Source organism: Streptomyces sp. DT190 (assembly GCF_049846985.1).
Taxonomy (GTDB): Bacteria; Actinomycetota; Actinomycetes; order Streptomycetales; family Streptomycetaceae; genus Streptomyces.
This window is the reverse complement of the sequence record NZ_JBNCNM010000030.1, coordinates 25,440-50,902: the sequence shown is the minus strand read 5'-3', so window position 1 is coordinate 50,902 and position 25,463 is coordinate 25,440. Positions and strand designations below refer to the sequence as shown.

31 protein-coding genes are annotated in these 25,463 nt (G+C 70.0%); 9 read left to right on the top strand and 22 right to left on the bottom strand.

All coding sequences use genetic code 11. The features are described 5' to 3' along the window. Positions 1-66: 66 nt before the first annotated feature. Complete coding sequence (locus ACPXCS_RS35610; RefSeq protein WP_425823906.1) at positions 67-1,014, bottom strand: hypothetical protein; 948 nt, start codon at positions 1,012-1,014, stop codon at positions 67-69. 409 nt (positions 1,015-1,423) lie between these two features. Between ACPXCS_RS35610 and ACPXCS_RS35605 the strand changes: the two genes are divergently transcribed. Next, positions 1,424-1,600, top strand: coding sequence for a helix-turn-helix domain-containing protein (locus tag ACPXCS_RS35605; protein WP_413093078.1), 177 nt, complete (start codon positions 1,424-1,426; stop codon positions 1,598-1,600). Between the two features lie 48 nt (positions 1,601-1,648). Here the strand turns inward: ACPXCS_RS35605 and ACPXCS_RS35600 are convergent, their stop codons facing one another. The 6 genes from ACPXCS_RS35600 to ACPXCS_RS35575 all read right to left on the bottom strand — a co-directional run bounded on the left by ACPXCS_RS35600 (position 1,649) and on the right by ACPXCS_RS35575 (position 5,772). Then, positions 1,649-2,119: a hypothetical protein gene (locus tag ACPXCS_RS35600; protein ID WP_425823908.1), complete on the bottom strand. Its 471-nt coding sequence runs from the start codon at positions 2,117-2,119 to the stop codon at positions 1,649-1,651. A gap of 64 nt (positions 2,120-2,183) precedes the next feature. Further along, complete coding sequence (locus ACPXCS_RS35595; RefSeq protein WP_425823910.1) at positions 2,184-2,780, bottom strand: DUF262 domain-containing protein; 597 nt, start codon at positions 2,778-2,780, stop codon at positions 2,184-2,186. A 95-nt stretch (positions 2,781-2,875) separates the two neighbouring features. Further along, on the bottom strand, positions 2,876-3,142 hold the full coding sequence (locus ACPXCS_RS35590; protein WP_425823912.1) for a hypothetical protein: 267 nt from the start codon (positions 3,140-3,142) through the stop codon (positions 2,876-2,878). 237 nt (positions 3,143-3,379) lie between these two features. Beyond that, positions 3,380-3,910 carry a hypothetical protein gene (locus ACPXCS_RS35585; RefSeq protein WP_425823914.1) on the bottom strand — a complete coding sequence of 177 codons (531 nt, stop codon included), beginning with the start codon at positions 3,908-3,910 and terminating at the stop codon, positions 3,380-3,382. After that, a complete protein-coding gene (locus tag ACPXCS_RS35580; RefSeq protein WP_425823916.1) occupies positions 3,907-4,659 on the bottom strand; it encodes a DUF6283 family protein in 753 nt (250 codons plus the stop codon). Before ACPXCS_RS35580 ends, ACPXCS_RS35585 begins: the two co-directional genes overlap by 4 nt. A gap of 192 nt (positions 4,660-4,851) precedes the next feature. Continuing rightward, complete coding sequence (locus tag ACPXCS_RS35575; RefSeq protein WP_425823918.1) at positions 4,852-5,772, bottom strand: hypothetical protein; 921 nt, start codon at positions 5,770-5,772, stop codon at positions 4,852-4,854. 387 nt (positions 5,773-6,159) lie between these two features. On the opposite strand from ACPXCS_RS35575, the gene ACPXCS_RS35570 reads away from it, so the two are divergent. Continuing rightward, the gene (locus ACPXCS_RS35570) at positions 6,160-7,323 is read left to right on the top strand and encodes an MFS transporter (protein WP_425823920.1); all 1,164 of its coding nucleotides are present in this window, start codon (positions 6,160-6,162) and stop codon (positions 7,321-7,323) included. A 179-nt stretch (positions 7,324-7,502) separates the two neighbouring features. On the opposite strand, the gene ACPXCS_RS35565 is transcribed toward ACPXCS_RS35570, so the two are convergent. Both ACPXCS_RS35565 and ACPXCS_RS35560 read right to left on the bottom strand, forming a co-directional pair. After that, positions 7,503-8,768, bottom strand: coding sequence for a hypothetical protein (locus ACPXCS_RS35565; RefSeq protein WP_425823922.1), 1,266 nt, complete (start codon positions 8,766-8,768; stop codon positions 7,503-7,505). Positions 8,769-8,955: 187 nt separating this feature from the next. Next, positions 8,956-9,687, bottom strand: coding sequence for an XF1762 family protein (locus tag ACPXCS_RS35560; RefSeq protein WP_425946734.1), 732 nt, complete (start codon positions 9,685-9,687; stop codon positions 8,956-8,958). Between the two features lie 266 nt (positions 9,688-9,953). On the opposite strand from ACPXCS_RS35560, the gene ACPXCS_RS35555 reads away from it, so the two are divergent. Beyond that, the gene (locus tag ACPXCS_RS35555) at positions 9,954-10,265 is read left to right on the top strand and encodes a hypothetical protein (RefSeq protein WP_413093333.1); all 312 of its coding nucleotides are present in this window, start codon (positions 9,954-9,956) and stop codon (positions 10,263-10,265) included. Positions 10,266-10,375: 110 nt separating this feature from the next. Here ACPXCS_RS35555 and ACPXCS_RS35550 read toward each other — a convergent pair whose 3' ends face one another. From ACPXCS_RS35550 to ACPXCS_RS35540, 3 genes are read right to left on the bottom strand one after another with little or no spacing between them, the layout of a single operon-like run. Beyond that, the gene (locus ACPXCS_RS35550; RefSeq protein WP_425823926.1) at positions 10,376-11,158 is read right to left on the bottom strand and encodes a WbqC family protein; all 783 of its coding nucleotides are present in this window, start codon (positions 11,156-11,158) and stop codon (positions 10,376-10,378) included. Beyond that, positions 11,103-11,768 (bottom strand): YdcF family protein, encoded by a 666-nt coding sequence (locus ACPXCS_RS35545; RefSeq protein ID WP_425823928.1) that lies wholly within the window; start codon positions 11,766-11,768, stop codon positions 11,103-11,105. Before ACPXCS_RS35545 ends, ACPXCS_RS35550 begins: the two co-directional genes overlap by 56 nt. 17 nt (positions 11,769-11,785) lie before the next feature. Then, positions 11,786-12,889, bottom strand: coding sequence for a helix-turn-helix domain-containing protein (locus ACPXCS_RS35540; protein WP_425823930.1), 1,104 nt, complete (start codon positions 12,887-12,889; stop codon positions 11,786-11,788). Between the two features lie 159 nt (positions 12,890-13,048). Between ACPXCS_RS35540 and ACPXCS_RS35535 the strand changes: the two genes are divergently transcribed. The 3 genes from ACPXCS_RS35535 to ACPXCS_RS35525 are packed head-to-tail and all read left to right on the top strand — an operon-like array spanning position 13,049 to position 14,354. Continuing rightward, positions 13,049-13,495 carry a hypothetical protein gene (locus ACPXCS_RS35535; protein ID WP_007490484.1) on the top strand — a complete coding sequence of 149 codons (447 nt, stop codon included), beginning with the start codon at positions 13,049-13,051 and terminating at the stop codon, positions 13,493-13,495. After that, positions 13,486-13,887 (top strand): ATP-binding protein, encoded by a 402-nt coding sequence (locus ACPXCS_RS35530; RefSeq protein ID WP_383348177.1) that lies wholly within the window; start codon positions 13,486-13,488, stop codon positions 13,885-13,887. The genes ACPXCS_RS35535 and ACPXCS_RS35530 overlap by 10 nt, the downstream gene beginning before the upstream one ends. Then, a complete protein-coding gene (locus ACPXCS_RS35525) occupies positions 13,884-14,354 on the top strand; it encodes a hypothetical protein (RefSeq protein ID WP_007490480.1) in 471 nt (156 codons plus the stop codon). The genes ACPXCS_RS35530 and ACPXCS_RS35525 overlap by 4 nt, the downstream gene beginning before the upstream one ends. Before the next feature lie 297 nt (positions 14,355-14,651). On the opposite strand, the gene ACPXCS_RS35520 is transcribed toward ACPXCS_RS35525, so the two are convergent. Further along, positions 14,652-15,323, bottom strand: coding sequence for a hypothetical protein (locus ACPXCS_RS35520; protein ID WP_425823932.1), 672 nt, complete (start codon positions 15,321-15,323; stop codon positions 14,652-14,654). 368 nt (positions 15,324-15,691) lie between these two features. Between ACPXCS_RS35520 and ACPXCS_RS35515 the strand changes: the two genes are divergently transcribed. After that, complete coding sequence (locus ACPXCS_RS35515) at positions 15,692-16,258, top strand: RDD family protein (protein WP_425823934.1); 567 nt, start codon at positions 15,692-15,694, stop codon at positions 16,256-16,258. A 138-nt stretch (positions 16,259-16,396) separates the two neighbouring features. Here ACPXCS_RS35515 and ACPXCS_RS35510 read toward each other — a convergent pair whose 3' ends face one another. The 8 genes from ACPXCS_RS35510 to ACPXCS_RS35475 all read right to left on the bottom strand — a co-directional run bounded on the left by ACPXCS_RS35510 (position 16,397) and on the right by ACPXCS_RS35475 (position 22,315). After that, positions 16,397-16,915 carry a hypothetical protein gene (locus ACPXCS_RS35510; RefSeq protein WP_425946733.1) on the bottom strand — a complete coding sequence of 173 codons (519 nt, stop codon included), beginning with the start codon at positions 16,913-16,915 and terminating at the stop codon, positions 16,397-16,399. A 398-nt stretch (positions 16,916-17,313) separates the two neighbouring features. Next, a complete protein-coding gene (locus ACPXCS_RS35505) occupies positions 17,314-18,129 on the bottom strand; it encodes a hypothetical protein (RefSeq protein ID WP_425823938.1) in 816 nt (271 codons plus the stop codon). Between the two features lie 5 nt (positions 18,130-18,134). After that, positions 18,135-18,560: a hypothetical protein gene (locus tag ACPXCS_RS35500; protein WP_425823940.1), complete on the bottom strand. Its 426-nt coding sequence runs from the start codon at positions 18,558-18,560 to the stop codon at positions 18,135-18,137. 162 nt (positions 18,561-18,722) lie between these two features. Then, positions 18,723-19,061 carry a hypothetical protein gene (locus ACPXCS_RS35495; protein WP_425823941.1) on the bottom strand — a complete coding sequence of 113 codons (339 nt, stop codon included), beginning with the start codon at positions 19,059-19,061 and terminating at the stop codon, positions 18,723-18,725. Positions 19,062-19,118: 57 nt separating this feature from the next. Further along, a complete protein-coding gene (locus ACPXCS_RS35490) occupies positions 19,119-21,425 on the bottom strand; it encodes a hypothetical protein (RefSeq protein WP_425823943.1) in 2,307 nt (768 codons plus the stop codon). A gap of 24 nt (positions 21,426-21,449) precedes the next feature. After that, positions 21,450-21,746 carry a ribonuclease E inhibitor RraB gene (locus ACPXCS_RS35485; protein ID WP_413093320.1) on the bottom strand — a complete coding sequence of 99 codons (297 nt, stop codon included), beginning with the start codon at positions 21,744-21,746 and terminating at the stop codon, positions 21,450-21,452. Further along, the gene (locus ACPXCS_RS35480; protein WP_425823945.1) at positions 21,743-22,141 is read right to left on the bottom strand and encodes a hypothetical protein; all 399 of its coding nucleotides are present in this window, start codon (positions 22,139-22,141) and stop codon (positions 21,743-21,745) included. Before ACPXCS_RS35480 ends, ACPXCS_RS35485 begins: the two co-directional genes overlap by 4 nt. A gap of 51 nt (positions 22,142-22,192) precedes the next feature. Next, the gene (locus ACPXCS_RS35475) at positions 22,193-22,315 is read right to left on the bottom strand and encodes a hypothetical protein (RefSeq protein ID WP_425823947.1); all 123 of its coding nucleotides are present in this window, start codon (positions 22,313-22,315) and stop codon (positions 22,193-22,195) included. 461 nt (positions 22,316-22,776) lie between these two features. On the opposite strand from ACPXCS_RS35475, the gene ACPXCS_RS35470 reads away from it, so the two are divergent. Then, positions 22,777-23,205, top strand: coding sequence for a hypothetical protein (locus ACPXCS_RS35470; RefSeq protein ID WP_413093317.1), 429 nt, complete (start codon positions 22,777-22,779; stop codon positions 23,203-23,205). Continuing rightward, complete coding sequence (locus ACPXCS_RS35465) at positions 23,202-24,476, top strand: integrase (RefSeq protein ID WP_413093316.1); 1,275 nt, start codon at positions 23,202-23,204, stop codon at positions 24,474-24,476. Before ACPXCS_RS35470 ends, ACPXCS_RS35465 begins: the two co-directional genes overlap by 4 nt. Before the next feature lie 56 nt (positions 24,477-24,532). Here ACPXCS_RS35465 and ACPXCS_RS35460 read toward each other — a convergent pair whose 3' ends face one another. Then, positions 24,533-25,222: a hypothetical protein gene (locus tag ACPXCS_RS35460; RefSeq protein WP_413093315.1), complete on the bottom strand. Its 690-nt coding sequence runs from the start codon at positions 25,220-25,222 to the stop codon at positions 24,533-24,535. Positions 25,223-25,463 lie beyond the last annotated feature (241 nt).

The following is a 25,463-nucleotide window of genomic DNA, read 5'->3' as shown; positions in this document are numbered from 1 at the left end:
ACGCCGCGTGCGGAGAGGCCGGTACTCCCGGGCGCCCGACGTCGGGCGCCCGGGAGTAACACCGGGTCAGGGAAGGCACAGCCCCGTGTGGTCGACAGGCTGCGCGCACCCGTCCGCGCACTGGTGCCCAGCGGCTGCCTGAGCGGTTCTCATCGCCTCGTGACAGTCGGGGCACAGGGCCGGGGCCCCAGGCCAGTCGGTGGCCGGGGCGAGGAACGCCACCGCGCGGCAACGCTGGCAGACGTCGCCACTGGCGCGTAGCCACGAGGTGTGCAGATACGTGTAGACGGTGTCCGGCGGCGGAGTGCCGAGGGTACGAATGTGTGCGCTCTGGTTGAGGACGCTCAGTTTGTCGGCGGGGACGATGGCGTGGCGCAGGCGGCGGTCACCGAGGACGCCCACCCAGGTCAGGTCTGAGGCGCCGAGCGCGGCGAGCGCGTCCTCGGTGCCGTGCATACTGCCGGGGTAGATGACGGCGGCCTCGGTCAGCCGGGGCGCGTACAGCGCCCCGTTGAGGGTCCGCCAGATTCCGCGTTCGTCACGCCAGAAGGTCGGCTCCTGTCCGCTGGTCAGGCAGTCGTCTACCCAGCCGGCCACAATGAACTGCATAACGCTGGCTGGTAGCCCACGGCTGCCGCTGCGCCTGGTGCCGTCGGTGATCAGGTCGTGGGTGACTCCCCACACGCGGCGGCGTGCTTGATGCTCGGCTGTGATGCTGAAGTCACCGTCCTCGAGGCCGTAGGCGGCGGCATACGCAGCCTCCCAGTTGATCGCCGCAGCACCGTCGGAGAGCTGATCGAGCGCCGCCAGCAACTGCTCCGGTAGCAGACCTGCATCGAGTAGGGCGGCCGCGTCCTCTTCGCTGATGCCTAGGGCTTCGCGGGCGGCATCGAGGGGGCGGCCCGTGTGGCCGGTGTTGGGCAGGTAGGCAGTGATCCAGGCTTGAGGATCTTGCGGGGCGGGGTGGGCGGTGAGCTGGTCGCGGAGGCGACGAGCGAGGTCGTTGTCTGGCATGACCGTAAGAAACCGCGCTCCACGGCGGTGCTTCGAGCCGTCGCGAATCCTGGAACGGTGGTCACCCAAGCCGGGCAGACCAGCCACCGGGGCGGGCGCGGATAGCCGCGCACCGCGACCGAACAGGAGCGTGGCAGGCAACCCGTGTACACGCGTTCTGCCGTGCTTCCCGGCACGGGGCCCGGCCCGCGCCGTCCTGAGTGCGGCGTATGAAGGTGTCGCTGCAGTCCGTCTGGCCGCTGCTCCGCAAGCCTCACCGCCCCGACGAAGTCGGCGCTCGTGTCCGAGGCCGGAATGGTGCTGCCCACCGGGAGAGTGAGCACGCTCCTGGGCGCAGCTGGCGCCCGGGAGGTTGTTCGCGCAGAGAGAGGAAGAGGACGTGTTGGGCAGCCGTGGGTGGATTACTGGAATGGCGCGGAAGAGGCTGGGTGCCGACTTGAGGCGGGCGTACGACAAGGGAGCTTCGATCCGGACCCTGGCCGAGGGCTGCGGGCGCTCCTACGGCTTCGTTCACCTTCTGCTTACTGAGGCCGGGACGACCCTGCGCTCACGGGGCGGAGACACCCGAGGCCGTCCCGTCGCCTGATGGGGAGGCCGGTGCGGTGGAGTGCGCAGGTGGAGCAGCCCGTCCGTGTTACGCGCCGTTCTCGGGAATCAAGCCTGGAGGAGCGTCTGTGGTCCTGGCGAGCGCGGTGCAGCCCGATGCGCCTCGGAGCCATGCGTCCGCATCAGGTGCGGGCAAGCACACCACGTCGGTAAGCCCGGACAGTTCGACATCGCGAAGATGGGTCTCCCACACCTGACGGCATGCGATGGCGACTGCGACAGCGTCGGCCGGCAGGTCTGGGCTGGGGCGGAACCACAGGCGCGCGAAGTACATCACCAGATCGGCGGCTGCACCGGCCATGCCTTGGCGCTCTCCCAACTCGGCGGCCCATGAGGCGATGTCCTTCGGAACGGTGCTTCTCCCGACGACGGCGGCTGCGGGGCCGGGCAGGTGGACCACGGTGTCGGCGAGGCGCTGGCCGAGACTGCCCACGTCGGTTCCCGGCACTGTGCTGGCGGTGACGAGCAGCAGGGCCTCGGCCGGGGCGGTCGCTTCCATGGCCGCAAGCCTAGGGCCCTGCTGCGGGCCACATGGTCTCAATGTGCTGTTCTGGCCGGAGGACCTACGGCTTCTTCTCGGCGATTTTTCGGGCCTGCTGCATCTCCTGGTCGGTGTGAGGCGTGCCGCCGCCGTTGACGAGCAGGTACATGGCGGCCTCGTCATGGATCGTTCCGGCCGTCCGGAACTCGGCGACCTGGAACTGAGCGCGGCGGTCGAACTTGAGCCGTCCGGGCTGGCTCAGCCCGCCATAGCGGACGTAGGGGCCATCCTGGGTGAGCTCGGTCTGTTCCACGACGGCCGGGTCGAACCAGGAGGCGGGAACAGCGAACTGATCGGTGAACCACAACTTCGCTGTCAGGATCCGCTGCTTCCCGTCGATGGCCGCCCATATCGCCGCCCCGGCCTTGTACACGTCTTCCGTGGCTGCGGCCCAGTTCGGGTTGTCGCGATCGCTGATGATGATCACGCCAGCGGGCAGGCCGATCATCCAGGAGCGGACGAGTGCCACCCGCTGGTCCTCCGTCCAGACACTGCCCCGCTGGTAGGGAGGATCCACGTCGAGCTGCTTTTGCTCGACCTGGCGAACGAGATCGTGAGCCCCGCGGGCCCTCGGGTTCAAGGTGGTGTGCTCAAGGTGGGTGGGTGTCTGCCGAGTCATGGGATGGGATGCCTTCGCTCCGAGGGACGGGGTGCTCGGAGGAGTGAAGCCATTCTTTCCGGCCGGGCAGGAGCAGCGGCGAATCCAGCCTCCCGCTATCCCTTGATCCGGTAGTCACCGTCCTCGATCAGGCCCTCGTGGGCGAGTCCGTTCAGCAGCACTTGAGGGTGAGGAGCGGAGCCCCCTCGGGCCATCCACAGGCGGGTGGTCTTGGCGTCGTGCAGGTTGCCGTGGACCTGGAACTCGCTGCCGGCGGCCGTGTGGGCTTCGTACTCGCGGCCGGACAGTGCCGCAACAGTCCGGTCCAGGTCATCCGGGAGGAGGACCCGCAGGGTGATCGTCTCGTAGGGAAGCTGGGGCATGGCCGCTCTCCGATCGGTCCGCTCGGGACAGAAAGGTGCAGGCTCGGGGGAGCCGGGCACGTACGAAGCGCTGCTGCGGCTGGTCCGCGGCGGACGCTGTCCTGGTGGTCAAGACGAGCGCAGCCTGCCCCCTGAAGCGGACAGCCTCCGGAAGCGTGAACGCCGCTCTGCGGAACTCCGCGGGTTGACGGTCGAGGGCCAGAAGCGGGAAGCCACGCATCGCAGGAGCGACGACGGTCAGGCGGCGCGCTCGGTGAGGCTTACGGCATACGAGGGCAGTCCCTGGCGCAGGATGGTCGCGTTCGCCCCTTCCCAGAACTTGACCGGATCGAAGGTCAGAACCGCATCCGTCCCGCGCAGCGCCCGCTGCTCCCGGCAGAAGCGGTCAGAGAGCGGAACTCCGAAGTAGGCCGTGGCCCACCCGTCTGGCAGCGCCGGATCAGCCACCTTGCCTTCGGCCGTCAGACACCAGGCGTGCTCGAAGCCGCTGAACGGGATCTCCGACGGAACGAGCACGAAGCCCTCCACGTACGTCCACCCGACCTCTTCGGCCCACCGGCGGGCGACGTGAAGGCAGCGCCCGGGATGCTGGGCATCGGGCATGGGCCAGGCAGCCGGCTCGTACGCCTGCCCGTGGCGGGCGACGAGCTCCGCGAAGCTGGTGTAGACCCATGAATCGTCCCCGAGCGGCACCTGCCGGTAGCGGGCGATCCACTCCTGAAGCACGTCAGAAGCCGCGGTGCCCGACTGGTTGGCATCGGCGGTCACCCGGCACCGCCCGAACGCCGGTCCTGCTTGCCCTCGGCAGCCACGTCTCCTGCTGGCAGCGTCTCGTTGTCTGCGCACATCTCTTGCGACCGGCCCCGAAGAATCGGGGCGAGCGTCGGGTCGTCCTCCGCGACACCGTTGGCCACAGCCATCTCCACGTAGTCGGCGTACAACTCGACCCCGGCAGGCAACGTCGGTACCTGAATGAGCCCGGCCTCCAGCAGTTTCAGCACCTGCTGGTTCCCCGAGGCGCCGCGCAGTAGCCACCCAGCACAAACCCGCGGCGCTTCAGCAGACGAGGAGTGGCAGCCGAATCGGCGGTCACTATCCGGGTAGGACGTCGGAGCGGAGAGACGGAAGGCCTCCGCGGGAAAAGCGCCCGGAACCGCGTCCTGCCGCCAGGGGCACCGCTCCGTACCCGCGCAGGGGCTGCGCTGAGCGACCGGCGGCCCTTGGTAGTCCACTGACGTCACGCCCCAGACCGGGCCCGCCGGCCGCTGCTGGGTGACCGTGCCCCCCTTTCGGCTGCTCGGAAGCCCGGGGGAAGCCTCGCCGTCGTGCTCAGGATCTGTGATCAGCGGTCGTCCGGACGCCAGGGTCGCATTCAACGCCCCCAGGACCTCGTCGACCGACAGGCCGCGAGCGTTGGCCAGCCTGGCCAGGTGCGCGCGGACTCGTTGATCGTGCTCGGCCTCGTCGTCGAGCGGCTGCTCGGGACCGAGGAGGGGGTGGTTTGCCTCAAGGGCCATGGCTAACGACTCCTGGAGTGGTCGAAGAGGTGAGGATCGCACAGGAGTGTGGATCGTGGGCTCAGTCTGATCTCGAGCGCTCTCGACGGCCGAGGCCCAGCGAAATCCTCTCGGCCGTCGAGTCGACGGGGTTGTCGGTACATCGCAGATCGGTGCGCGGGGCAGTCCGCACACCACTCCGGAAGCGGCTGGTCATCCGTCGTAGGTGAGATGGAACCGCCAGGCCAATCCCGAGCCCTCCAAGCCGGGCGCTGGCGCGAGCACAGGCTGGCCTCGGACGAGTAGATGCCGGGCGACCACACTGAGTTCGAAGGACACGATGCTCTGATGCACAGCGTGCAGGGTTCTCGACCGGTCATCCTTGGCTCCGAGGGAGGAGGCTGTGGTCGCATCGGTCCAGGAGAACCGAGTAGCTGGGACGTCACCTGGGCCTTCCACCGTGATGCCGGAATCGTCGGCGTTCAGCCTCTGGCCGGGCAGGGTCCCGATGCCGGTCAGGTACGGCTCCCGGCCGTCGGCCGGTGCTGCTGCAACGACTCCTGACGTACGAGCAGTGCCGTTCTGGTGGTCGTACGCGAGCCACAGCACCACTGCTCCGTTGCCGTCCGGGCCGTTCTCTTCGTCAGCGGGAAAGCCAGGATCGGAACGGTGCGGCGGAAAGACCTGCTTCCCGCGGTAGGTGAACCATTCGCCCACCTCGTGGACGGCGAGCGTGGCGATGGCGTAGTGAGCCTGAGCGACCGCGAGCGCCAGGACCTCGTCGTCGCTGGCCCCGGCGGCGCAGGCGGCCACCAGCATGTCGTCCGCCCAGTAGTGGAACCAGCGCAACTGGATCTTGCCCCGGTCGGGGTCTGTGACGTCGGGAGCCATGAACAGAACCCGCGGGTTGAACGATTCCGGGCTCTCCCCGGCAGCCGACCACGTCAGGTGAATGTCGCGGTAGTCGTACGAGATGTCCGCCAGCAGCCGGGTGAGGCGCTCGCCATGCTCCTCCACTGCTGTGCTCCGGCAGGACTGGCACAGGACCTCTTCGAAGACCCAGCGCGACACACCGCACACACAGGTCGCCGCGTCACGAGCGATCGGCGGCACGTACGGCACCAGCGACAGCATGAAGAATCTCCCGAACAAGTCTCGGTCCATGCCACATCCGATGGCCGGAGCAGCGCAGCCAGTCTGAACGGTTCTCCCACTGGTGTCCCAACCACCGCGAGACCGGCCAGCACCCACGGGTAGAGGCCCGGCGGTGAAGACTGCGTGGCCAGCGAAGGAAGTGCTCGACGAGAGTGTCCGGTTCACGGCCCACCATCCCGTCATGCGACAGCCACTCCATCCCGCACCAAGCTATCCAGCCCCCAACCCGCGTGCCGACGGTTCCGCTCGCGGACACTGCCGACACGCCCAGCAGCCGGCTCGAGCAGCCGCATCCGCACTACACCAGGAGCCGCCGCGCGCCGTCACCGGAACGCGGCCGCACGGCCGCGCGCATGGAGGCCGCAGGTGACGACCATCGCGACCTCCACGGCCCGCGTGGCCCCTTCGATGAAGCGTTCTCGGCTGCTCCTGACCGGATACTTCGCCACTCTGGGCGTGGTCATGGCCGTATGGGGCGCCCGAATGCCCGCCGTTCGCGCCGCTGCTGATCTCCAGTCCGGCGGCCTAGCCGTAGTTCTTCTCTCGGCCGCTGCCGGGATGGTGGGAGGCCTCCTGGTCGGCGGCCGCATCGCTGACCGGCTCGGATCATCCCGCCTGCTGATCCTTCCCGCCGTGGGCTTCGGCTTCTCCCTGGTCCTCTTGGGACAGGGGCGCTCGCTCCTCACGCTGTCGCTCGCCGCCGCGGTGTTCGGGGCCTTCCACGGACTGCTCGATGTCGGAGCCAACTCCTCCGCAGTCACGTGCGAACGGGCTTACGAGCGTCCGATCATGTCCGGGTTCCACTGTGCCTACAGCGCCGGCGCGCTCCTCGGAGCCGCGCTGACAGCGGTGACCGCATGGCTGCCGCACGACCTGCTGTTCGCTGCTGTCGGCGTCCTGGTCTCCCTGGCGGCCGTCATCTCCGGCCGCACGGTCCGGGCTGCAGGCCACCTCGACGCCCCCGCCAGCGCGTCCCTCGACGATGAAAACGAAGCCGCGCTTCCCCGGCGCAGCCTCTGGCTTCTGGGTGCCCTCGCGGCGGCCTGCCTGCTCTGTGAAGGCGCCGCCGTCGACTGGTCCGCCGTACACATCAAGGACCTGGGCGGATCGGAAACCCTCGCCGCCGCCGCATTCGCGGTCTACAGCGCTGCGATGGCGGTTGGGCGGCTGTGCGGGGACAGAATGCTGGCCCGCTACGGGCACGTCACCGTGGTCAGAATCGGTGCCGGACTCGGAGCCGTAGGCCTGGCGATCGGGGTGGCCTCCAACTCAATTCCGATCGCCATGGCCGGATGGGCCGCAGTGGGGCTGGGGCTGTCTACCGCCGTCCCCTCCTTGATTTCCGCCGCCGGCCGCGGAGGGCCACGTGCTGTCGGCACGGTCGCGGCCACCGGGTATCTCGGTCTCCTCGCGGGGCCGGCCTTGATCGGCGCGCTCGCCTCCTGGACCTCTCTGCCGACTGCCCTCTACCTCCCCGTGCTCATGGCCGTCGTCATGGCGGCCACAACCCGCCGTGCACTGAGACCCTGAAGGCGAGCACCGTTCCCTTCGTGCCGGACAGGCCGGAGTCGGCGCCCAAGACGCACTCCACGACGAAGCGGCCGCCTCCGTGTCGGGGCGGCCGCGTCTCGCGGGGTGATCGGCTTATCCGTTGCAGCGGTTCTGGCCGATCTGTTCTGTCGCGCTCGGCGTGAGGCGCCGGATGGGCGTTACTGGGAAACCTCGTAGGTGTAGGTTGTCCCGCCCTCGGTCCGAAGAGGCTTGCCCTCCGGTCCTTTCGTCACCTCCGGAAACAGGTCCTCTCGGTGTTCGTGGTACTTGAGCTCGGTGTCCTGCATGTCATGGTGCAGACGCGGATTCATGCACGTCATGCGCCGGTGCGGCGGCACCTTCCAGCGGAACTTCCACTCCACCTTCCGTCGACCGTCGGAGGCCGCCGCGTCCCGGTCAGCTTCGGCTTTCGCCGGCCGACGGGCGCGGGTGAGGTCGACGACGTGTACGACGCCGTCACCGACGGCCGGTCCCAGACCTGAATGCCGCGCCTTCGCCTTCGCCTTCTTCCGCGCCGAGGGCGGCAGCACGTTGTGACGCTTGATGTCGACGAGCTGGGTCACCCCTGTGCGCTGCTGCATCATCTGCCATGCGGTGTAGAGCACACTGGCCCAGTCGTGAGCGCCTGGCTGGGGCTGTTCCTCGAAGCGCTCCCCGATCGGCAGCAGAGCCTCGTCATGCCATCGCAGAGGCCCCCACAGGTCGGTGTAATGGCGGGAGAACACTGCGTCGCGGGCGCGGGCCATCGCGGCCGTCACCGGCACCCCGTTCATCAGGGCGACCGGAGCCTCGTCGGGAAGGTCCGGGATGTCGCCCGGCCGCGCGGAGTAGAAGGTGACCCATATCGCCCGCATCGTCTGAGGAAGGCGGGCGGGTTCCCCGGTTTCTTCCCGGCAAAGCCACGCGATGGGATGCTCGGGGCCGAGGTGTTCCATCTGCTCGCGACCCCACAGGGACCAGGAAGCGGCGACGATCGGGGTGTGCAGCTCCACCACGTGGCCGTCAGCCGCCATCACGGGCTCGGAGTGGTGGCCGATCGGATCAGCGAACACGATCAAGCCTGAAGGGCTGGGGAGCCGAGTCGCGGTGATCTTCTCCTTCGGAGGTGACCCGGCCGCCGCTGCTACGGCCATGCCGGTGGCGTTCGACCCGAAGGAGTAGGTGCGAGCCTGCTCCAGCCGCAGGGACTCCTGACTGGCCAGCACCTTCGCCGCCCAATCGGCGGTATCGCAGGCGCCCAGGTTCGGCACATCCGGGACGGGAAGGACGGACCAGCCACCCTGGCGGATGGCCATGGCCAATTCCTCAAGGCAGATGTTCGAGCGGGTGAAGCGTTCCTGGCGCTGCTGCCAAATGGGAAGCAGGGCAGGCTGAGGCGGCGTCCAGCGTGCTCCGTAAGCCTGCCTGACCGTGCCCGTGTTCATGTCGCTCCCCGTGGTTCCCGGCCGCGCTCTCCACCGGCGCGGTCTCGTTGGAGCGCACTGAACAGGTAAGGAGCGGACCGGGGCATACTTCGGCGAATCGGCGTCGCGGGTGGGGGCGGCTGTCCTCTGTGACGCCGCGGCTGGACTGGACAGGGGCGCGAGCCGGTACGAGTGACGAGCCGACCGGTCAGGCCGCAGCCTTGGCGGCGCGGTGCGCACGGACCCGACACGTCGTCGAGCAGAAGCGGGCAGGGCGTCCAGGACCAAGGCGCAGCGGGAACGGTTGCCCGCACCCGGGGCCCTCACAGAGGATTTCGTTCCGGATTTCGTTACGCAGCTCTGCCAGCGCTGGCAAAGCCGCAGCCCCTGATCGCGACTGCTCCCACAAGATCCGTGCGACCTGGTCTGTGCCTCGATCCCTACGCGGACGTGAGGGGGTGTCCCATCCTGCACGGGGCCGAAGCGCCGCAACCTGCTTCCAGCCGACGCCACGCAGACTGGCGCCCGACTCGCCGTCCTGGGTGTAGGTGATGAGTCGTAGGTAGCCGGCAGCCGACGCGGTACGCCATGCGGCCCCGTACAGGGTGCTGCAGGCGTTGGGAGTGCCATCGGTAGCCACTCGGGTCACTTCAAGCTGCCACCCGTCATCGAAACAACGGGCCACGGGCCGGCCCACGATCGCAGCGCCACGAAGCGTTCCAGCGTCGTCGAGTACACCGAGGCTGAACTTGTGGCCGGTCGGCCGTTTGTGATGCCGGTGAAGCCTGTCAACGGCCTCGGCTGCATCACGGAAGGCGAGCGGGATGACCGTGAGCTTCGACTGACGGCCGGATGCCGGCGGTTCGGCACGTCCGGGGCTGACCGTGCGTGACACGCCCTGGAGCGTTTGCAGGGGACTGTTGAGTTCGACCAGTGACATGGCCTGCACGGAACAACGACAAGGCCGTCGGAGCCCCGCCGCGGCGAATCTCGTGTGAACCGAGTGGCCCAGAGCCAGAGGGCGCCTCCTCCTTGGCCGGACAGGGGGACGCCGCTCGGGCACGGCCCCTCCCCTGGACTGGCTTGGCGTACCGGTGGCCACCCGCTGGCCCTGCCTGCCCCTTTGAGCCCCCGTCGACGTCGGCAGGGGCTTCATCTGCATCTGCGCACATCTCAGGCGATACCCGACGACGAAATGAGGACAGCATGATCACGATCCACGGAGCCATGCTCGCCACCGAGACCGATTTCCATGGACCAGCGGCCTACCTGGCACTATGCGCGGTGGCCGGACTGCAGCCGACCGCCGAGGGATACGGCTTCCTCCTGGCGCTCGACGCCGACGGCAAGCCGTACACGGCGGTCCTGTGGGACGTGGAGTACGTCCGGCTGCTTCGGACGGCCTGGGAGGCCGGAGAGGCGCGGGATGTGGTAGTGCCGGCGGAGAAGGTGGTCGGGCACATCCGGGAGTGGCCCTGGATGTGGGTAGGGGTCGCTACCTGGCCTGCCGAGATCTGATCCCTGGCTGGGGTCGGTGGCAGGACGCGACATCGCCTCGTCGGCGAAGGCGGGGCCGGTGACGCTTCGGCACCTCGATGCGCGCGCCTCGGATCAGGGGAGCAGCCGGGTCAGGCCTCCAGCATGGCCTCGGGCGCCGCGGCGAGTGCGCGGCAGCGGGCGGCCACGGCCTGCGGACCGAGCGCCGCCAGCGCCCACAGGGCGCTGACCCCGGTGGACCAGATACCGGTCGTCGGCGGCCGGAACGGGAGGACGGCGATGTCCTGTGCCTTGAACGGCGCGGGGTCGAGGTAGGTCATGCCGCCCGTCCCGCACAGGTACGTGCGGGCACCGGTCGCGGCGGCCAGGTCGGCGAGCCGCTGGGAGCGGCCCGGCCGGGCGGGCAGATCGCTGCTGGTCAGGATCTGCCCGCGCCAGCCGAGCAGGTCCAGCAGGAGACGGGTGGACATCTCGGCGACGGCCGCGGTCCGTTCGGTGGCGAAGGTGTCCAGCACCGGAGCCAGGGCCTGGGCGAGGGCCGGCCAGTGGGGGCTGTTCCCGTAGTGCTGGCGCAGTAGGCCTTCGGTCCTGCGGCGCGCGAGAACGGGATCGTCGATCAGCGCGTCCCGGATGAGGGTGGAGCGGCCGCTGGGCAGGCGGGTGGGGATGGTCAGCCAGCGCTGGCGGGCCGGGTCGTCGAGGTCGGCGAGACGGGCCCGGTGTTGGTAGTCGCGGCGGGTGAACTGGACGTCGTCCAGGACGATCCAGGTATCCGCCGCGAACAGCTTGGCCAGCGTGCTCAGCCGGGGAAAGATGTTCGGCTGATGGATCGCGCACAGCCCGCCCAGCGCGGGCAGCTCACGCGATGAGGCGGCTGGTGAAGCCGTCGCGGATGAGGGACTCGTACGCGGCATGCACGTCCTCCGGGACCTCCTGGGCGATGGCGAAACCGAGCTTCGGATACTCGATGACCCGCTGGAGGTCGCCGACGAGCATGTCCAGCACGAGCTTCTCGTCGCCGATGGACTTCAGGTAGTCGTCGAACTCCAGCGGCTCCGACGCGCACCGGATGTCGACGTCGGGCCACAGCTTGCGGGCGGTCGCGAACGACCGTCGTTCCATGTAGGGCTTGGAGACCAGCAGCACCGTTGCGGGGCGGATGCCGGCGGCGGCGAGGACCTCGCGGGAGAGGGTGATGTTCTGCCCGGTGTTCGCCGCGTTCGGCTCGAGCAGGATCGCCTCGGCGGGGATACCGAGCTCGATGGCGTGCTCGCGGAAGTGGACCGCTTCACCCCGGGGGAAGACCTTGGCGGTGGTGGGGCTGTTGCCGCCGGTGAACACCAGGGTGGGGAAGAGACCGGCGCGGTACAGCTCGGCGGAGTGCGTGGCGACGCCGAGGTCGTGGCTGCCCAGTCCGATCGCCGCGTCGGCGGGCCGCAGCTCGTGGTGCATCTGGTGGTAGTCCCAGATCAGCTTGGCCCGGCGCCACTGGTCCTCGGTGATGGCCTGCTGGTCGTTGCTCACGCGTGTGTTCTCCCTGGTCACCGTTGCCGGGGGCCGGTCGGCCCCTCGCTCATGGCCCTGATGCCCTCGATGCTGCGCAGCTGGTGCACGAGTCCGTACTGCGCGGCCTGCCTGGCGGCCTGGTCGAGGACGAGGTGTCCATCATCCCGGGTCGCCGGATCGGAGAGCAGGATGTGGCCCTGGGCGGTGTCCAGTCGCACGCGTTGCATCGGTGACTCGGTGGTGCCGCTGCTGCGGGCGATGTCGATGAAGTGCAGGGCCTGGGTGAGGTCGCCGGCGCCGCGTCGGGCCAGGGCGAGTTTCTGGTGGGCCACCGACCAGTCGTCCGGTTCGGTCAGGTCTTCGAAGTCGCGGGTGGCGGCCTGCATGACGCGGGTCGCGTAGTCGTGCTGGCCGTCCTTGCTCAGTGAGGTGCCCACCCACAGCCTCGCGCGGGCGCGGTCGCGGCGGGAGAGCCGGTCGTCGACGGCGAGGGTTTCGTAGTGGCGGGCGGCGAGCTCCAGCTTGCCGGACATCTCGGTGACGACCGCGAGGGACAGGTCGAGCTGGGCGACGCGGCGGGGGATGTCGAGCTGGGTGAAGATGGCGCGGGCGTCGGCGTAGGAGCGGCGGGCGGAGAGCGGCCCGAGGACGGCGCCCTGGTCGCGTTTGAGGTCGCCGAGCAGAGCGGTGGACCGGGCGAAGAGATACAGCCCCTTCTCGTCCAGCTCCGAGGACTTGAACCGGGTGAGCCACCGGTTCAGGAGGCTGTCGGCGAAGGTGAAGTTCTGCCGGGACAGGGCGACCACGACGCGGTCGAGGTCGTCGGCCCAGCTCTCGTACTCCCAGGCTCTGGGACCAGAAGCGGTGACGCGAGGCCGGCCGGCGCTCGGCCCGGTGCTGGTCATCTCGGACAGGATCGTCTCGAAGCGCAGGTGGACGGCGGCGTCCGCGCGGCTGAGGGCGGTGTCCAGGATGGCCTGGGTGTCGGGGCGGGGCGCAGTGTCGGCGAGCTTGCTCTCCCACTTGGACACGGTCGCGACGGCCAGGCCGAGCTGCATGGCGAAGGCCCGCACGCTCAGGCGCAGAGCGCCCCGCAGGGCCTTGGCCTCCAGGCCGGTCCAGTGGTGCACCGTCGCCACGCGTCGTCACTCCCTTCCACCCGTCATCGAAGCACGGTCCGTGCAGCCGGCGGGACGGAAGTGGAACGGAAGTAGAACGACGGGTGGTTGGCGACGAGCTGGGCAGCGGCCACGCTCAGAGCGTCACTTCTCTGTCGAGCCTTCTGGATGGTCCCCAGCATGGAACCCCTCACCGAGCAGCGCCAGGTCAACGGCCCGGTCGTGTACGGCCTTCTGCGGCTGGTGCGGGTCTCCCCGGCACGGCAGGAGGCGCTGGTCGGCTCGCTCGCCGAGTACTGCCGCAGCCACGAACTGCAGCTGTCGGGCGTCTTCACCGACCGGGACACGGCGGCGGGCGCCGCGTCGGCGGCGTTCACCGGGCTGCTGGACGTGCTCGCGCTGCCGGACGTCTACGGCGTGATCGCCCCGGCCATGTCGCACCTGGGACCGAAGGCCATAGCCGCCGAACGCAGGCGCCGGATCGAGGCGGCCGGCTCACGGCTGCTGCTGGTCCGCAAGCCCCGGACCACCCACCACGCCGCCGCCCGCACCGGTCCCGTCCGCCACCGCCAACCCGGCACCACCCGCGTCCTGGACGCCGAGTCACGAGGACCACGATGGCCCTGACGACCCAACAATTCTTCGAAGCTCGCCCCGAGTCGATCAGCCTGGCAAGATCCTTCACCTCCGAGGCCCTGACCGACTGGGGCCTGCCGGACCGTGTCGAAGACATCCGGCTCTGCGTCTCCGAGCTCGCCACCAACGCCATGGTCCACGGCACCGTTCCCGGACACGGCTTCCTGGTCAAGCTCGACGCCCAGGAGGAAACCGTGCGCATGGAAGTACACGACAGCCGCCGCCGGCACCCCAAGGCCCGGCAGGCCGCCGACACCGACACCTCCGGACGCGGCCTGATCCTCGTGGCCGCGCTCGCCGACGGCTGGGGAGTTCAGGACCGCACCCCGACCGGAAAGATCGTCTGGTGCTGCTTCAAGGCCGCGGGAGGCACGACAGCATGACAGTCCTGCTCACGCCGCCCGCCCCTGATCTGCGGCTGCTGGTGTCCCTTGCCACCTGGACCTGGGCCGACACCCGCCCGGACGGGCATGAGACCGCGCACATCCTGATCACCCGCGCTCCCGCCCTGACCGGCTCGGGCACCGCCGAGACGGCCGAGGCCGGGATGCGGCGGCTGTCCGCCAGCCTGGGAGGCCTGACCGGCGCCCGGGAGGTCGTTCCGGAACTGGAGCGCTGCCTGCAGATCGTCGGCGACCAGGTGCTGCTGCACGTGCCCGGGGTCTCCCGCCGGCTCCGGCTGTCCACCCGCCGGCCCTGGACCGAACTGGTCGCACGCAACGCAGAGGCGGTCCTGCTTCTGGGACTGGATCCGCTGCCGCAGACCGCCGACGCCGCGCGGATCGACGCCTACCTGGACGCCACCCTCGCCACCGACCGGCTGCTCTTCGGCCGAGCCCGAACCCGCTGAACCCGCCAGCTCGACAGCCCGGACGCAAGCACCCCGGCCGAGGCGACGCAGCGGACGAATGCTCCAGGTCAGGCCAGACGTCTCACGCGGATCAGCGCCGGCAACCCCGCGGCACCGACAGCGGCGCCGCCCCGGCAGTCCTCGTCGCCTCACGACCGGAACCCGTCCGGCGGGCTCACCCGCTCACGGGCCAGCCGGCGCACCTGCGCACGAGCGCCCGCGGGAGGAGTGCGGCCCTCCCAGTACGGATGCGCGCCCACGCGCGCGGACAGCGTGACCAGCCGGCGCCGCAGCGCGTCATGCCTTCTGGCGCACGGAATGGGCAGCGATGACACCGTGGATCGCCTTCACCGACGGGGTGTCGTACAGCCCCCTGCGATCCGGCGACCGGCTCAGCCCGAACCGAGTCCGCCGCGCGACTCCGGGTGCGCAGAACCACGACAGGTCGAACTGCCACCCCAGCCCGTCGTCCACCGCACGGCTCACGCGGACGCTCAGGGTGAACCCGTCCTCGTACGGGGCCCAGGCCTGTGCGGCAATCCAGCCGTGATCCTCGGCATGGGAGAGCAGGTTGGCCGCAGCCTTCGGCAGGGCGTATCCGCGGGGAGGGGCGAATACGACCCCGGCTTCGAGGAGCCGCTGAGTCCTGTCACGCACCCCGCGCTCGGCCGGGGTCAGTACGTTGTCACGCGCCAGGGCGGAGGCCAGGGTGACGGCCCGCCCGCTGTAACGGCAGGTGGAGCCGATGCCGTACGCATCCCGGATGACAGCACGACGCTTACCGTCCAAGGTCCACTCGGCCTTCGGCTCGTGTGCGCCCAGGACGCCATCACGGACGTCCACTCTGGCTGCGCTGCCGCACGGGCACAGCGCAAGGACGCAATGCTGGAGATCGGACCACACGTTGGGCAGGAGGATGGCCGTCTCGTGCTTCGGCTCAGTGGCCAGGCGCTCCAGTGTGGTCGTCATGCTGCTCTCCTAGAACTGCGGATTCCGGCTGGGAGGCAGACTGAACAGGATCCGGGGGCCAGAGGCTCGTACGGGCGAGAACCGGCGGCCGTGATGCCCGAGACCGGCAGGTGCCCAGTCGGACAGCAATAGGCGGCATACGCCAAGCGTCATGCCCGAGCGGATCAGACTGGGCGGCGCGCCACCGGTGAGGTATCCGCCGACAGAACACACGGCCCCTCGAGGGCGTACGACTCAGGCCCATCCCTCCGAGCCGTACGCGCGACGACGCCGGCCACCCTGCGTCGGGTAGAGGGCGGGCCGAGGAGATGTCCGGATCGGGGCCTAGCTTTCCGGCGTCCCAACCACCGACGGTCCAGGAAGCCTTCATGACGACACAGCCCTACGGCCCTTCCGGCCCCACCCCCGCCGCTGACAGCGCGTACGGCTCACCCAGCCACGCCCCGGCCGCGTACGCGTCCTACGCGCCGGGCCACCCACATGTCGGGCCGGTGCATAGCGGGCCGCCAGCAGGCCCGTTGCTCGCCAACATCGGCGCCCGGCTCGGCGCCCGGCTTCTGGACCTCGTGATCTGGTACGTCGCCTACTTCGTGACGGCGATCCCGCTGATGATCTGGATCGATTCCGGCGCCGGTGCCGCCGGACAGACAGTGCTGGTGGCCTGGCTGCTCACCACCTACGTCCTGTACTTCCCCTTCAGCGTCTGGCGGTTCGGTTCCACCATCGGGAAGAGGATCTGCAAGATCCGCATCGTGCGGAGCCAGTCAGCCCTGCCGACCGGGTTCTGGCGGGCGATGGGACGGGAGACCTTCTTCTTCATCGCCGCGGTGATTCCGGTCCTCGGCCTTCTCAACCCGCTCTGGTGCTGCTGGGATAAGCCGTACCAGCAGTGCCTGCACGACAAGGTCGCCGACACGATGGTGATCACCCGGTAGGGCGCCTCCAGGCGTAAGCGCTGGCCTGCCGACGCAAGACGGCGTTCTCACCAACTCGACAGCGACGCCCCCACCGTAGATCTTCACGGTGGGGGCGTCGCTGCTATGGATGGGCTTCCAGGACTTCGCCGGCCGCCGCTACTCCGCTCTCACGGGATCGACGGCGGCTTCCGGAGGAAGGTGCGCCCACCAGATCTTGGCCGAGAGCCTGATGGTCGCATGCGTCGTGTCCGAGGCGGGGTCCCACAGAGCGTAGATGCCGTCATCGGTGTACGTGACGGTGACCGGCGTGGCCTGGGTCGGCCCGGTCGAGCGGGCGCCGCCCTTGCCACCGAACAGGATGCGAGTTGTGTGGCTGCTGGCCTTCACGCCCGGAACGAAGCGGAGCTCGGTCATGGACCACTTGCCGGCCTCCGGCTCCGGGGTGTGCTCGATGACGCCTGCGTCGGAGAAGAGCGTGGTCCAGGTGGTGCGGTCGCTCGCGTCGGTGTCCTTCGCTCCGATGAACAGGCGAAGGCCCTTGGCCGGGCAGCCGTTGCGCCGGGCGTCAACGAGCTGCGGCTCGGTGAGGAGGTAGCCCGTGCGAGTGACCTGATGACCGCGAGTGTCAGCACCCGTGGCCGTCACGTGGTCGCCGACCGAGAAACCGTCGAGCATCCTTTTGAGTTCTTCTGTCATACGCGCGTTCCTTCGTCTGGGAGTCCAGGTGAGTTTCAACGGGGCGAGGCCGCCGATGTCGCGCCGCTCGGTGGTAGGGCGGCGAAGTGGAGCCGATGCTTGTCGAGTCCGCGCCCAGCTCGCAGTCGTGGCGAATCTCCCTCCGCTGCACCCGAGGGCAGACCGCGACCGGCCCGAGGTCTTCCGCAAGGAGCCGGCTCTGTACGTCAGTGACCACGGCCGCAGCACCCGACGAGACGGGCAGGAGAGCCGCGGGGCGGTGCTGGCGGACAGCACGTGAGCGGACCGGTGCGCTCGCAGAGGGTGCGAGCCGCCTCCCCGGCCGGGCGAGCGCGGTGGAGGCGTGGGCGGCCCCGGAACTCGCCCCGCCTCTGGCTTCAGACGTGGATGACGGTGGGCGCGGCGGGCAGCTCGGGGCGCTGGGGAGAGATCATTCGGGGCATCACGCGGCCTTCGAGGACCGGTTGCGCGTTGATCAGGGCGAGGATTTCCAGGAGCAGGTCTGCTGGCACGTTCGTCAGCTTCAGGACCTCTGCCGACGAGGCGTCATCAGCCAGCCGTACGGAGCCGGAGCAGTGCGCTCGGGGCGCCGAGGCCCCATCTGGCCGATGCTGCGCCGCTGACCAATGCGACTGCTTGCGGGCGTCGACAGCATGAGGCTGCTCGTACGGGGCGGCTCGCAGCGCTGGCAGTACATCCTGCATGCGTCGGTTGAGCCTCTGCCGGCTCCGTGTTTCCTCCTGGACCCTTTGCTGCATCGCACGGGCAGCCCCGAAGGTGCTCAGGTAGTCGGGCAGCAGGCGCCTGATGATCTGACGGGCCTTGCTTTCGCTGGAGGTGTCGATCCCCACGGTCACGGGCTCGGCTCGCCATCCGCAGTACTCGGATGGGTAGCCGCCGCGCACCGTGAGCCGCCTACCCGCCGCGCCCTTGCGGTAGCTGCCCTCATGCGTGAGCGACAAGCTCATCCCGCTGGGGTGCGTCAGGAGGACGCTCACGAAGTTCACGGGGGCGACCTGGTGACGCCAGCCTCCGCCCTCGACCTGTCGGTCGTTGAACTCGGCAGCGAGCGTCCGGCCGATCCGATGGGCCAACTCCTGCCGTTCTCGGCGTTCGGCGTCGAGCCGTTCGGAGCGAGCCTGCGGCGTCCAGGAACGGGCCATCTCCGGGGGCATTCCCTGCTGTTCACCCATAGCGGTCACAGGGAGCCTCTCTCCACGTCGGCAAGGCCCCGAGTGGCCGAGTCGTAGATCGCCCCGTGGAACGGCTTCTGCGCGAGGCGGTCAAATCGGGCCGGGTCGAACGAGGCGAACTGAAGGTCCACCCCGTGAGACGTCAGAAGCCGGGCGAACTCCAGGTCGGTGCTCTCCGGGTAGACCCGCTTGTCAGGTACCAGGTCGGCGGCCTGCCAGTGGAAATGCCTCTCGTAGCGCACCACGACGCGGGTGACGTGGTTGTACACCAGGACGTGCAGGTAGGCACCACGCACGTACACATGCCAAGTGTCCCGGTCACAGGTGTAGCCGAGCAGGAGGGTGCGCTCCGGACCGGGGATGTCCTGGGTATCCACCGCGCGCAGCTGCTCGGCTTCTCCACGCAGACGGTCGAGTTCGGCAAGGTTCATGACAGCTCCAATAGCGTTGGGGGAGCGCCACTGAACCGCCCGTGCCCCGACGCTGTCGTCTGCCCGCGAATCCGTCAGTCCGATCTGATGTTCCGTCCCACCTTCCGTGAGAGGCAGCCCCCGCCCATCAGTGCCTGGTCATGGACACCTGAGGAACCTCATTCAGGGCACGACCGCAGGGGTCTTCGAGACGAGAAGCCTGGGCCGATTGGTCGTACGGTCAATTACCGTCCAGCCGTTTTCGCGCAGGAGGTCGGCATAGGCGGCGACGAGGACGTACTCCTCAGCTGCGACGCCTTCGAAAGAGAGCCCATTGGCGGAACTCGGGAACGGGGTGCGGTGGCTGACGCGTGCCTGAGCGGAACCTGGCGCACCCGGTGAGCACAGGAATCCGGCCGTGACGACGGCGCCGGTCGCGTCAAACTTCGCCCTGGGGTGGTGTGCCAGGAGAAGCGTGGTCACGGCTGTGGTTACAGGGTCGGCCGGTTGCAGGGTGTCCATCTGGTGCCTTCCATCGTCTTCGGTCGGGGCGACAGCTTCTTTCCGAGATATGGCCTCTCATGGCCTCGAGGACGTGCTCGTCACGAAGACGCTGCGGATGCCTTGAATCGCCTCGTACAACCGGTCTGCAGCCGCGCTGCCGGGAGCGCCGAGGTCCTCACGGGCGGCGTCGAGCAGGACAGCCAGGTGCTGGCCGCGGATCCGGCCGCTGGCACTGCGCCTGGACTGGCCGAGCGCGGTGTGGAGCTGCTGGCGGTAGGCGCCCGGCTGGATCTGGGCGAGCCGGCCGCGCCGCATGTCGACCCGTCCGGCCGCGCCGTAGAGGTCGCTGCGGAGCCCCGCCGGGATGCGCAGGTAGGCCTCGTCGTCCAGCTCGGGCAGCGGAACCCAAGCGTCCTCCGCCGTGATCACAGCCTGGGCGGCCGCATCCCGTCCGGCATGGGCCGGGCCGCGTCCGAGAGCGCGCCGCCGGTGCTCGGCCGTCCACCGGACGGTGTCGGTCTTGCGGCGGCGGACGGGGGCGACGGCGCCGACCTCGGTGTCGTCGGCCAGAACCCGGTAGCCGCCCTGATAGGTGGGGTCGGGCTCCAGCCGCCAGGCGCGGCCACCGATCGTGCCCAGGTCCACTGGTCCGGTCTCCTGCTGCGCCGCAGAGGGGGCCAGGTCCTGAAGTGCGCGGAGCAGTTGCCGGGCTTCCTTGCTGCGGCCGAGTTCTGTGGCGTCGAGGGCAGTGAGCTGCCGGAGGTCGTCTTCGCCGGGCACCCGCAGCGCGGTGCGCAGGGCGGCCTCCCGGACAGCCTGCGGGAGCCGGCCCAGCTTGCCGCCGCGCTCCGGCGTGGCGATGGCCAGTGGGATCACGGCGGCGACCAGAGCGTTCTGGTCCGGCTCGGTCAGTACGGCGAAGGTGGCAGTCACCGCGGCCGCCGAACCGGGGGCCGGGGCCCGGCGCAGCCCGTCTCGGACGACCGCGCCCGCGGCCTGCTCGCGGTTGGCGAAGTGCTTCTGGCCGTGGGGCGGCCGCAGCGGCATCGCGTGGCTGGTCCGAGCGGACCAGCCCAGGAGCGAGGTCCCGTGCAGGGAATGTTCGGGCTGGATGCTGCCCGCGATCTCACCGTCGAGCAGCACCCGCCAGCGACTGTGATCGTCTTCGTAGCGCACCAGAGTCCATGCGGCCCCGCCGTGCACGCCCAGGTCCTCGATGGCGACGGGAGCCCTGGGTTCGTCCTGTGCGGCGTCGGTGTCCTCGTCACTGTCGGCCGGGTCCGGACCGGGTGTGTGGTTGTCGTCGTGCCCGGCGGTCGCGTCCGGGGCGGGGGCCTTCCGGGCGGTATTGAGCTCCGCTTGCAGGGCGGCCAGCTCCCGGCGGTGCCGCTCGCGCTCCTCCTCCAGCAGGCCGTTCAGCCAGCCGTTCTCGGTCTTGAGCTCTTCGCGGTGCGCCTGGAGTTCCTCAAGACGGGCGGCCAGGCCGGTGTTCTCACTCTGGGCGGCGGCGAGGTCGGCGGCCGTACACCGCTGCGTCTCCTCAAGACGGGTGTACTGGCCGGACAACTCCTCCAAGCGACGGCGCTGCGTCTCGGCTTCACCCTGGAGCCGGCCATGGGCGGCCAGGAGCTGGCGGTGCTCGCCGGTGAGGGCGGTGTGGGCCTGCTCCAGTTCCTCATGCCGCGTCTTCAGCAGGCCGTGCGCGCCGCTGAGCTGCTGGTGGGTGTCGCGCAGCTCGCGATGCGCGTCGGACAGCTCGTCGAGCGCGGCGCGGTCCGCGGTGGCGCGCCTGTCGGCGTCGGCGGCTTCGCCCAGCGCGCAGGCCGCCTCCAGCAGGGCTGCCTGCCGCTCGGCGCGGGCGTGCTCGGCGGCCTGCTCGCTGCGGGAGGCCTCCGCGCGGGCCGCCTCGGCATCGCCCACGGCCTCCTCGCGCCGCTCTTCGGCCTGGCGGACCTTCTCGGCGGCGTCGCTGGTGACCTGTTCGATGTGAGCGGCGACTGCCGCGGTGTCGGCGCCGGCCTGCTGTCCCTGGTGTACAGCTTCCAGCGCGGTCAGTACCCGGGGCAGCAGGGAGGCGAGGACCTGCTCCTCGCGGGCGCCCCGGGCTACGGCCTGCTGCACCGGTACGGGCTCCGGTGCGGCGGCGCGCTCCTTCTCCAGGGCCTTGCGTACCCGATAGGCCCGCTGACGGTCGCGCGGGTTGTTGTGCTGCACGCAGAACTTGGTCGGCGTGCCTGCCTTGCCCGGAGGGCGCGGGGCCCGGGCGTTCGTGCAGTCGGGGAAGTCGCAGTCGGCGCCGCCGAACCCGGCCTCGATGAGCTTCCTGGCCAGCCATTCGTCCGTGGCGGCCGCCCTGCCGGGCCGGGTGGTCTTCGTGGTCATCGCTGCTCTCGTCTCCCGGCTGTTTCAGTTCTCGTCGCGGTCGACGATCATCGGGTCCGCCACGGGGTGCCCGGACTCGTACGTCGCCTCTCCGCCGTCGTACTCGCCTCCGTGCCGGGTGACGATCGCCTCCACCTCCCGGTGTCGCTCGTCGAGGCCACCGACCTCGACATCGCGCGCGGCCAAGAGCCGCCACTTCGGCGTGACCGGGGGGTCCGGCTCGTGGAGACGGGTGACGTAGTCCGCCAGGTCCTTCGCGCACGCCTCGGCGCTGGTCCGGTCCGGGAAGTACGCCCAGTGCGTGTAGGAGATCGTGCTCAACGTTCCTCGCCGGCTTGCTCGTTCAGCAGGGCGTCCAGTGCCTGAGCCGCTGAAGGGGAAAGCTGCGGGCGGTACAGCGCGAACCATGCCCGGATGCCGTCGAGCGTCTGTGTGGCGTCGTCCTGCCACGCCGCGACGACCTCCCGGGCCCGCTCGCCCGCCAGATCGGCGTAGGCGGCGGGGACCTCGTTGGCGATGACGTCGCTGATGCGCTCGGCGAGGGTCCCGGTGGTACCGGGGACCGTCTCCGCCTCCAGACGGTCGGCCTCGGCGCGCAGCGCGGTGGCCTTCTCCGCGAACATCCGCTCGTTGTCCGTGCGGGGACCGGCGTCGGCCGGAGGGATGCGATCCTCCAACTCGGCCGCCCTCTGGCGCAGTTCAGCAGGACTCTGCATGGCTTTCCCCGTTCGGGTTGAAGGTGGCGGGCGGCTGGCGGGTGGGCGGCGTCAGGCGAGGTACCGGCCGAGGAGGACCGCGGCCAGGAGCACGGGCGCGAAGATGCCCGCCAGGTTGACCAGGTCCATGAGCGGGCCGTCCCCACTGCCGCCGCGCCATCGCCGTCGTCTCAACGGGTTCTCCTCGCTTTCCCGGCGTCCGGGGTCCGCGTTTTCGTGCCCGGCTGGTCACCGGGTCGTTCCGCACCGTAGAGCATGGATCTTGAACTTACAACTCAACTCAAACGCGATGACTACTGAGTCGTAACCGCATGATGCGTAATGGCACCTGACATGCAATGAAGCTCTGTGTGCCGTTCTAAGACGTGATGTGTATTCACGGCCCGGTCATACCGCCAGCGTCATCGTGCGTTCATATCGCCTCCTGCGCCTTCGGTGCTGATCGGAAGGGTTCCCGGCGCCGCATTTAGTTGAATCCCGTACGGGGGGGTGTCGGCCCTGCGCCCCGCTCTGATTCCGGATACTCTCTGCTTAGCCGGAATCAGAAGACGACCGGGACACGACAAACGGCGTCCGCAGGTATCCGGCTTGCGCAACGACTTCTGTGAGAAGGCCGGAGAGGAGCGGGGGAGCAGATGACGGTGGACATGTGGCAGCCCCTGGTACACCCGGCCGGGCCCGGCCGCCCCGCGCTCGTCCTCCGCGACGAGATGGCCGAGGTGCTGGCCAGGGTGGAGGCGGAGACCAGGCTCGTCCGCGTCCACGGCGGCCGCCTCGACCACAGCGCCCGCCAGGAGCGCCCCGGCCGGTGGCGCATGGCCTGCGGCACCCTCCCCGTGAGCCCGCACGACTTCGAGCGCTCCCTGTGCGGCACCCCCTGCCTGGCCTGCGACCGCGCACTGCGCCTCGCCGCCGACCCGGACGCCGCCGCCCTGCGGGCCCACACCACGACCGTGCAGCGCCGCCAGGCCGCCGGCCAGCCGCCGCTCCCCGGCAGCGAACCCCGCCCGAACAACACCCCCGAAGTTCCCGCTGGCGCGCACGAGGAGCAGCCCGCGTCATGACGTCGACCGAACTCGTCCCCGCCATCGGCGCCGCCCCGGCCGTCCGACGCCGACGCCGCGCCGAGCCGGACATCGTCTCCGCCGCCGGCGAGCGGATCTCCGCCTCGGCCGCCCGCAAGCTCACCAATGCCGTCCCCCGCAACTCCCGCAACGCCCGCGCCAGCAGGTGGCGCTCGTACGCCCTGTGGTGCGCCACATACGAGTGGACCGAGGACGAGCCCAACGCCGTCCTGTCCTACCTCTCCGACCTCGGTGACCGCGGCCACCCCGCGAACTCCATCGAGGCCCACTTCAGCACCCTGCGCGCGATGCGCGCCATTCAGGGCGTTCCGCTGTCGGATCCCGAGATCAAGGCCTGCAGGCTCGTCATCCGCCACCGTGCTGGCGAGGAGGCAGACGATCCCCTGGTGGAGCCCGGCCCGCTCCAGGCCGACCCCGTCGACCTGGACGAACTGCGGCTCATGGTGCGCACCCTCGACCGCACCACGGTGCGGGGGAAACGGGACGCCGCTGTCCTGCTCATCGCCTGGTGGATGGCCGCCCGCGCCTCCGAGCCTGCCCGACTCAACCTTCACGACGCCAAGATCACCACTGTGAAGATCGAGGACGAGGACGGACGTAAAACGACCTGCCAGGCCCTGATCATCAAGATCCGCCGGTCCAAGGCGGACCAGTCCGCCCGCGGACAGGAAGTACGCATCCTCGCCCCCGCCGACCAGGAACTGTGCCCTATCCACGCGCTGCGGGAATGGCTCGACGTCCTCGCCGACGACGACCAGCTCACCCCCGGTCCGCTGCTGCGCCGTATCGACCGGCACGGCAACATCGGCGCCAAGGCCGCGGGCCGCCCGCCCAAGGATGATCGCCGCCGCGGCGGCATCACCGCCGACACGGTCAACGACATCGTCAAGGCCGCCGCGCGCGCCGCCGAGCTCACCCCGACACCCACCCCCCACGAGCTCGCGGCCGCGGCCCAGGCCAAGGAAGAGGCGCACGAGGCCGCCGAGGCGGCACCCACCGCCGAGGACGCCGACGCCATCCTCAAGGCATGGCGCACCGCCCGGCGCGCAGCCCGCTCCGCCGTCCGGCGCATCACCGCGCACAGCTTCCGGCGCGGCTGGATCCAGCAGGCCCTGGCAGCCGGCAACCCCCCCGAGACGGTCGCCCTGCACTCGAGGCACTCCCTGCGCAGCACCGCCTTCGACGCCTACCGCCGCAAGAAGGTCCCCTGGAAGGAGAACCCGACCCGCTTCCTCGGCCTGGCAGCCTGACCATCCCAACGAGGCTGCCCTTCCTCCCGGCCTCGCAGAGCCGCTCCGCGCCGGGGCTACGCCGGGCCGGTCAACCACGGCGGCAGGAACCCCGATCCGGGGGAGACCAGGGCGACACCGTCGGGCAGCCGGTTGTTGACGTGCTCAACAAACGCGCCCGGCAGGCAGGGCGACTCGTGGATCTGGAACAGGGCCTTCACCGCCAGCCGGGGCGTGGACAGCAGGCCCTGGACCCACGCCTGGGTGGTGCTGCGGTCGGCGGGCTGCGCCGTCTTGGTGACCACGACGCGGACCAGACCGTCCTGGGCACAGGCCAGCGCGGCGTGGTTGGTCGGCGTGAGCTGCATGGCCTCGGCGTACAGGAGACAGTCGTCCCACGCGATGTGGCTCAGGACGCCGTCCGGGGTGGCGAACACGACGCCCCACTGGGCCACGCCGATGGAGGGATCCGCGCCGTCGGACCAGCCGTGCTCGATCATGTGCCGGTACGGGTCGATACGCGGCTTGCCGGGCTCGGCGGAGCTCGGCCACTGGTGCACCACTCCCGGCGCGACGCCAGCCAAGGACCGGTTCCCCGGAGCCGTCCAGTTCGCGACGACCAGGGTGAGGCAGCCGGGGCCGCCGTTCCCGTACTGCCGCAGCACGACGAGTTCGGACTCGCGCCGGAGGCCGGCGGACGTGTAGGGCTGACCAGTCATGGCGGCACGGGCACGGGCCGCGGACTTGCGAGCGTGGTTCTTCGTCATCGGTACGTCCTTCACAGCCCGCGGCCCATGACCCGCCGGCCGGACAGTACGGACAGGACGAGACACGCGCTGATGCGGAGCACCTTCGGCCGTGTACGTCGCGGTCATGGGGACGGGACGGGAACCTTCGGCCGCACGAGGGCCGCGCCCGACCATAGCCCCGAGCCCTTCAGGCGGCCAAGGACGTGCCACCCGCCCGGGTGAACGCCCATCGAAATGAGCGGTCGGTGAAGTGGCACCG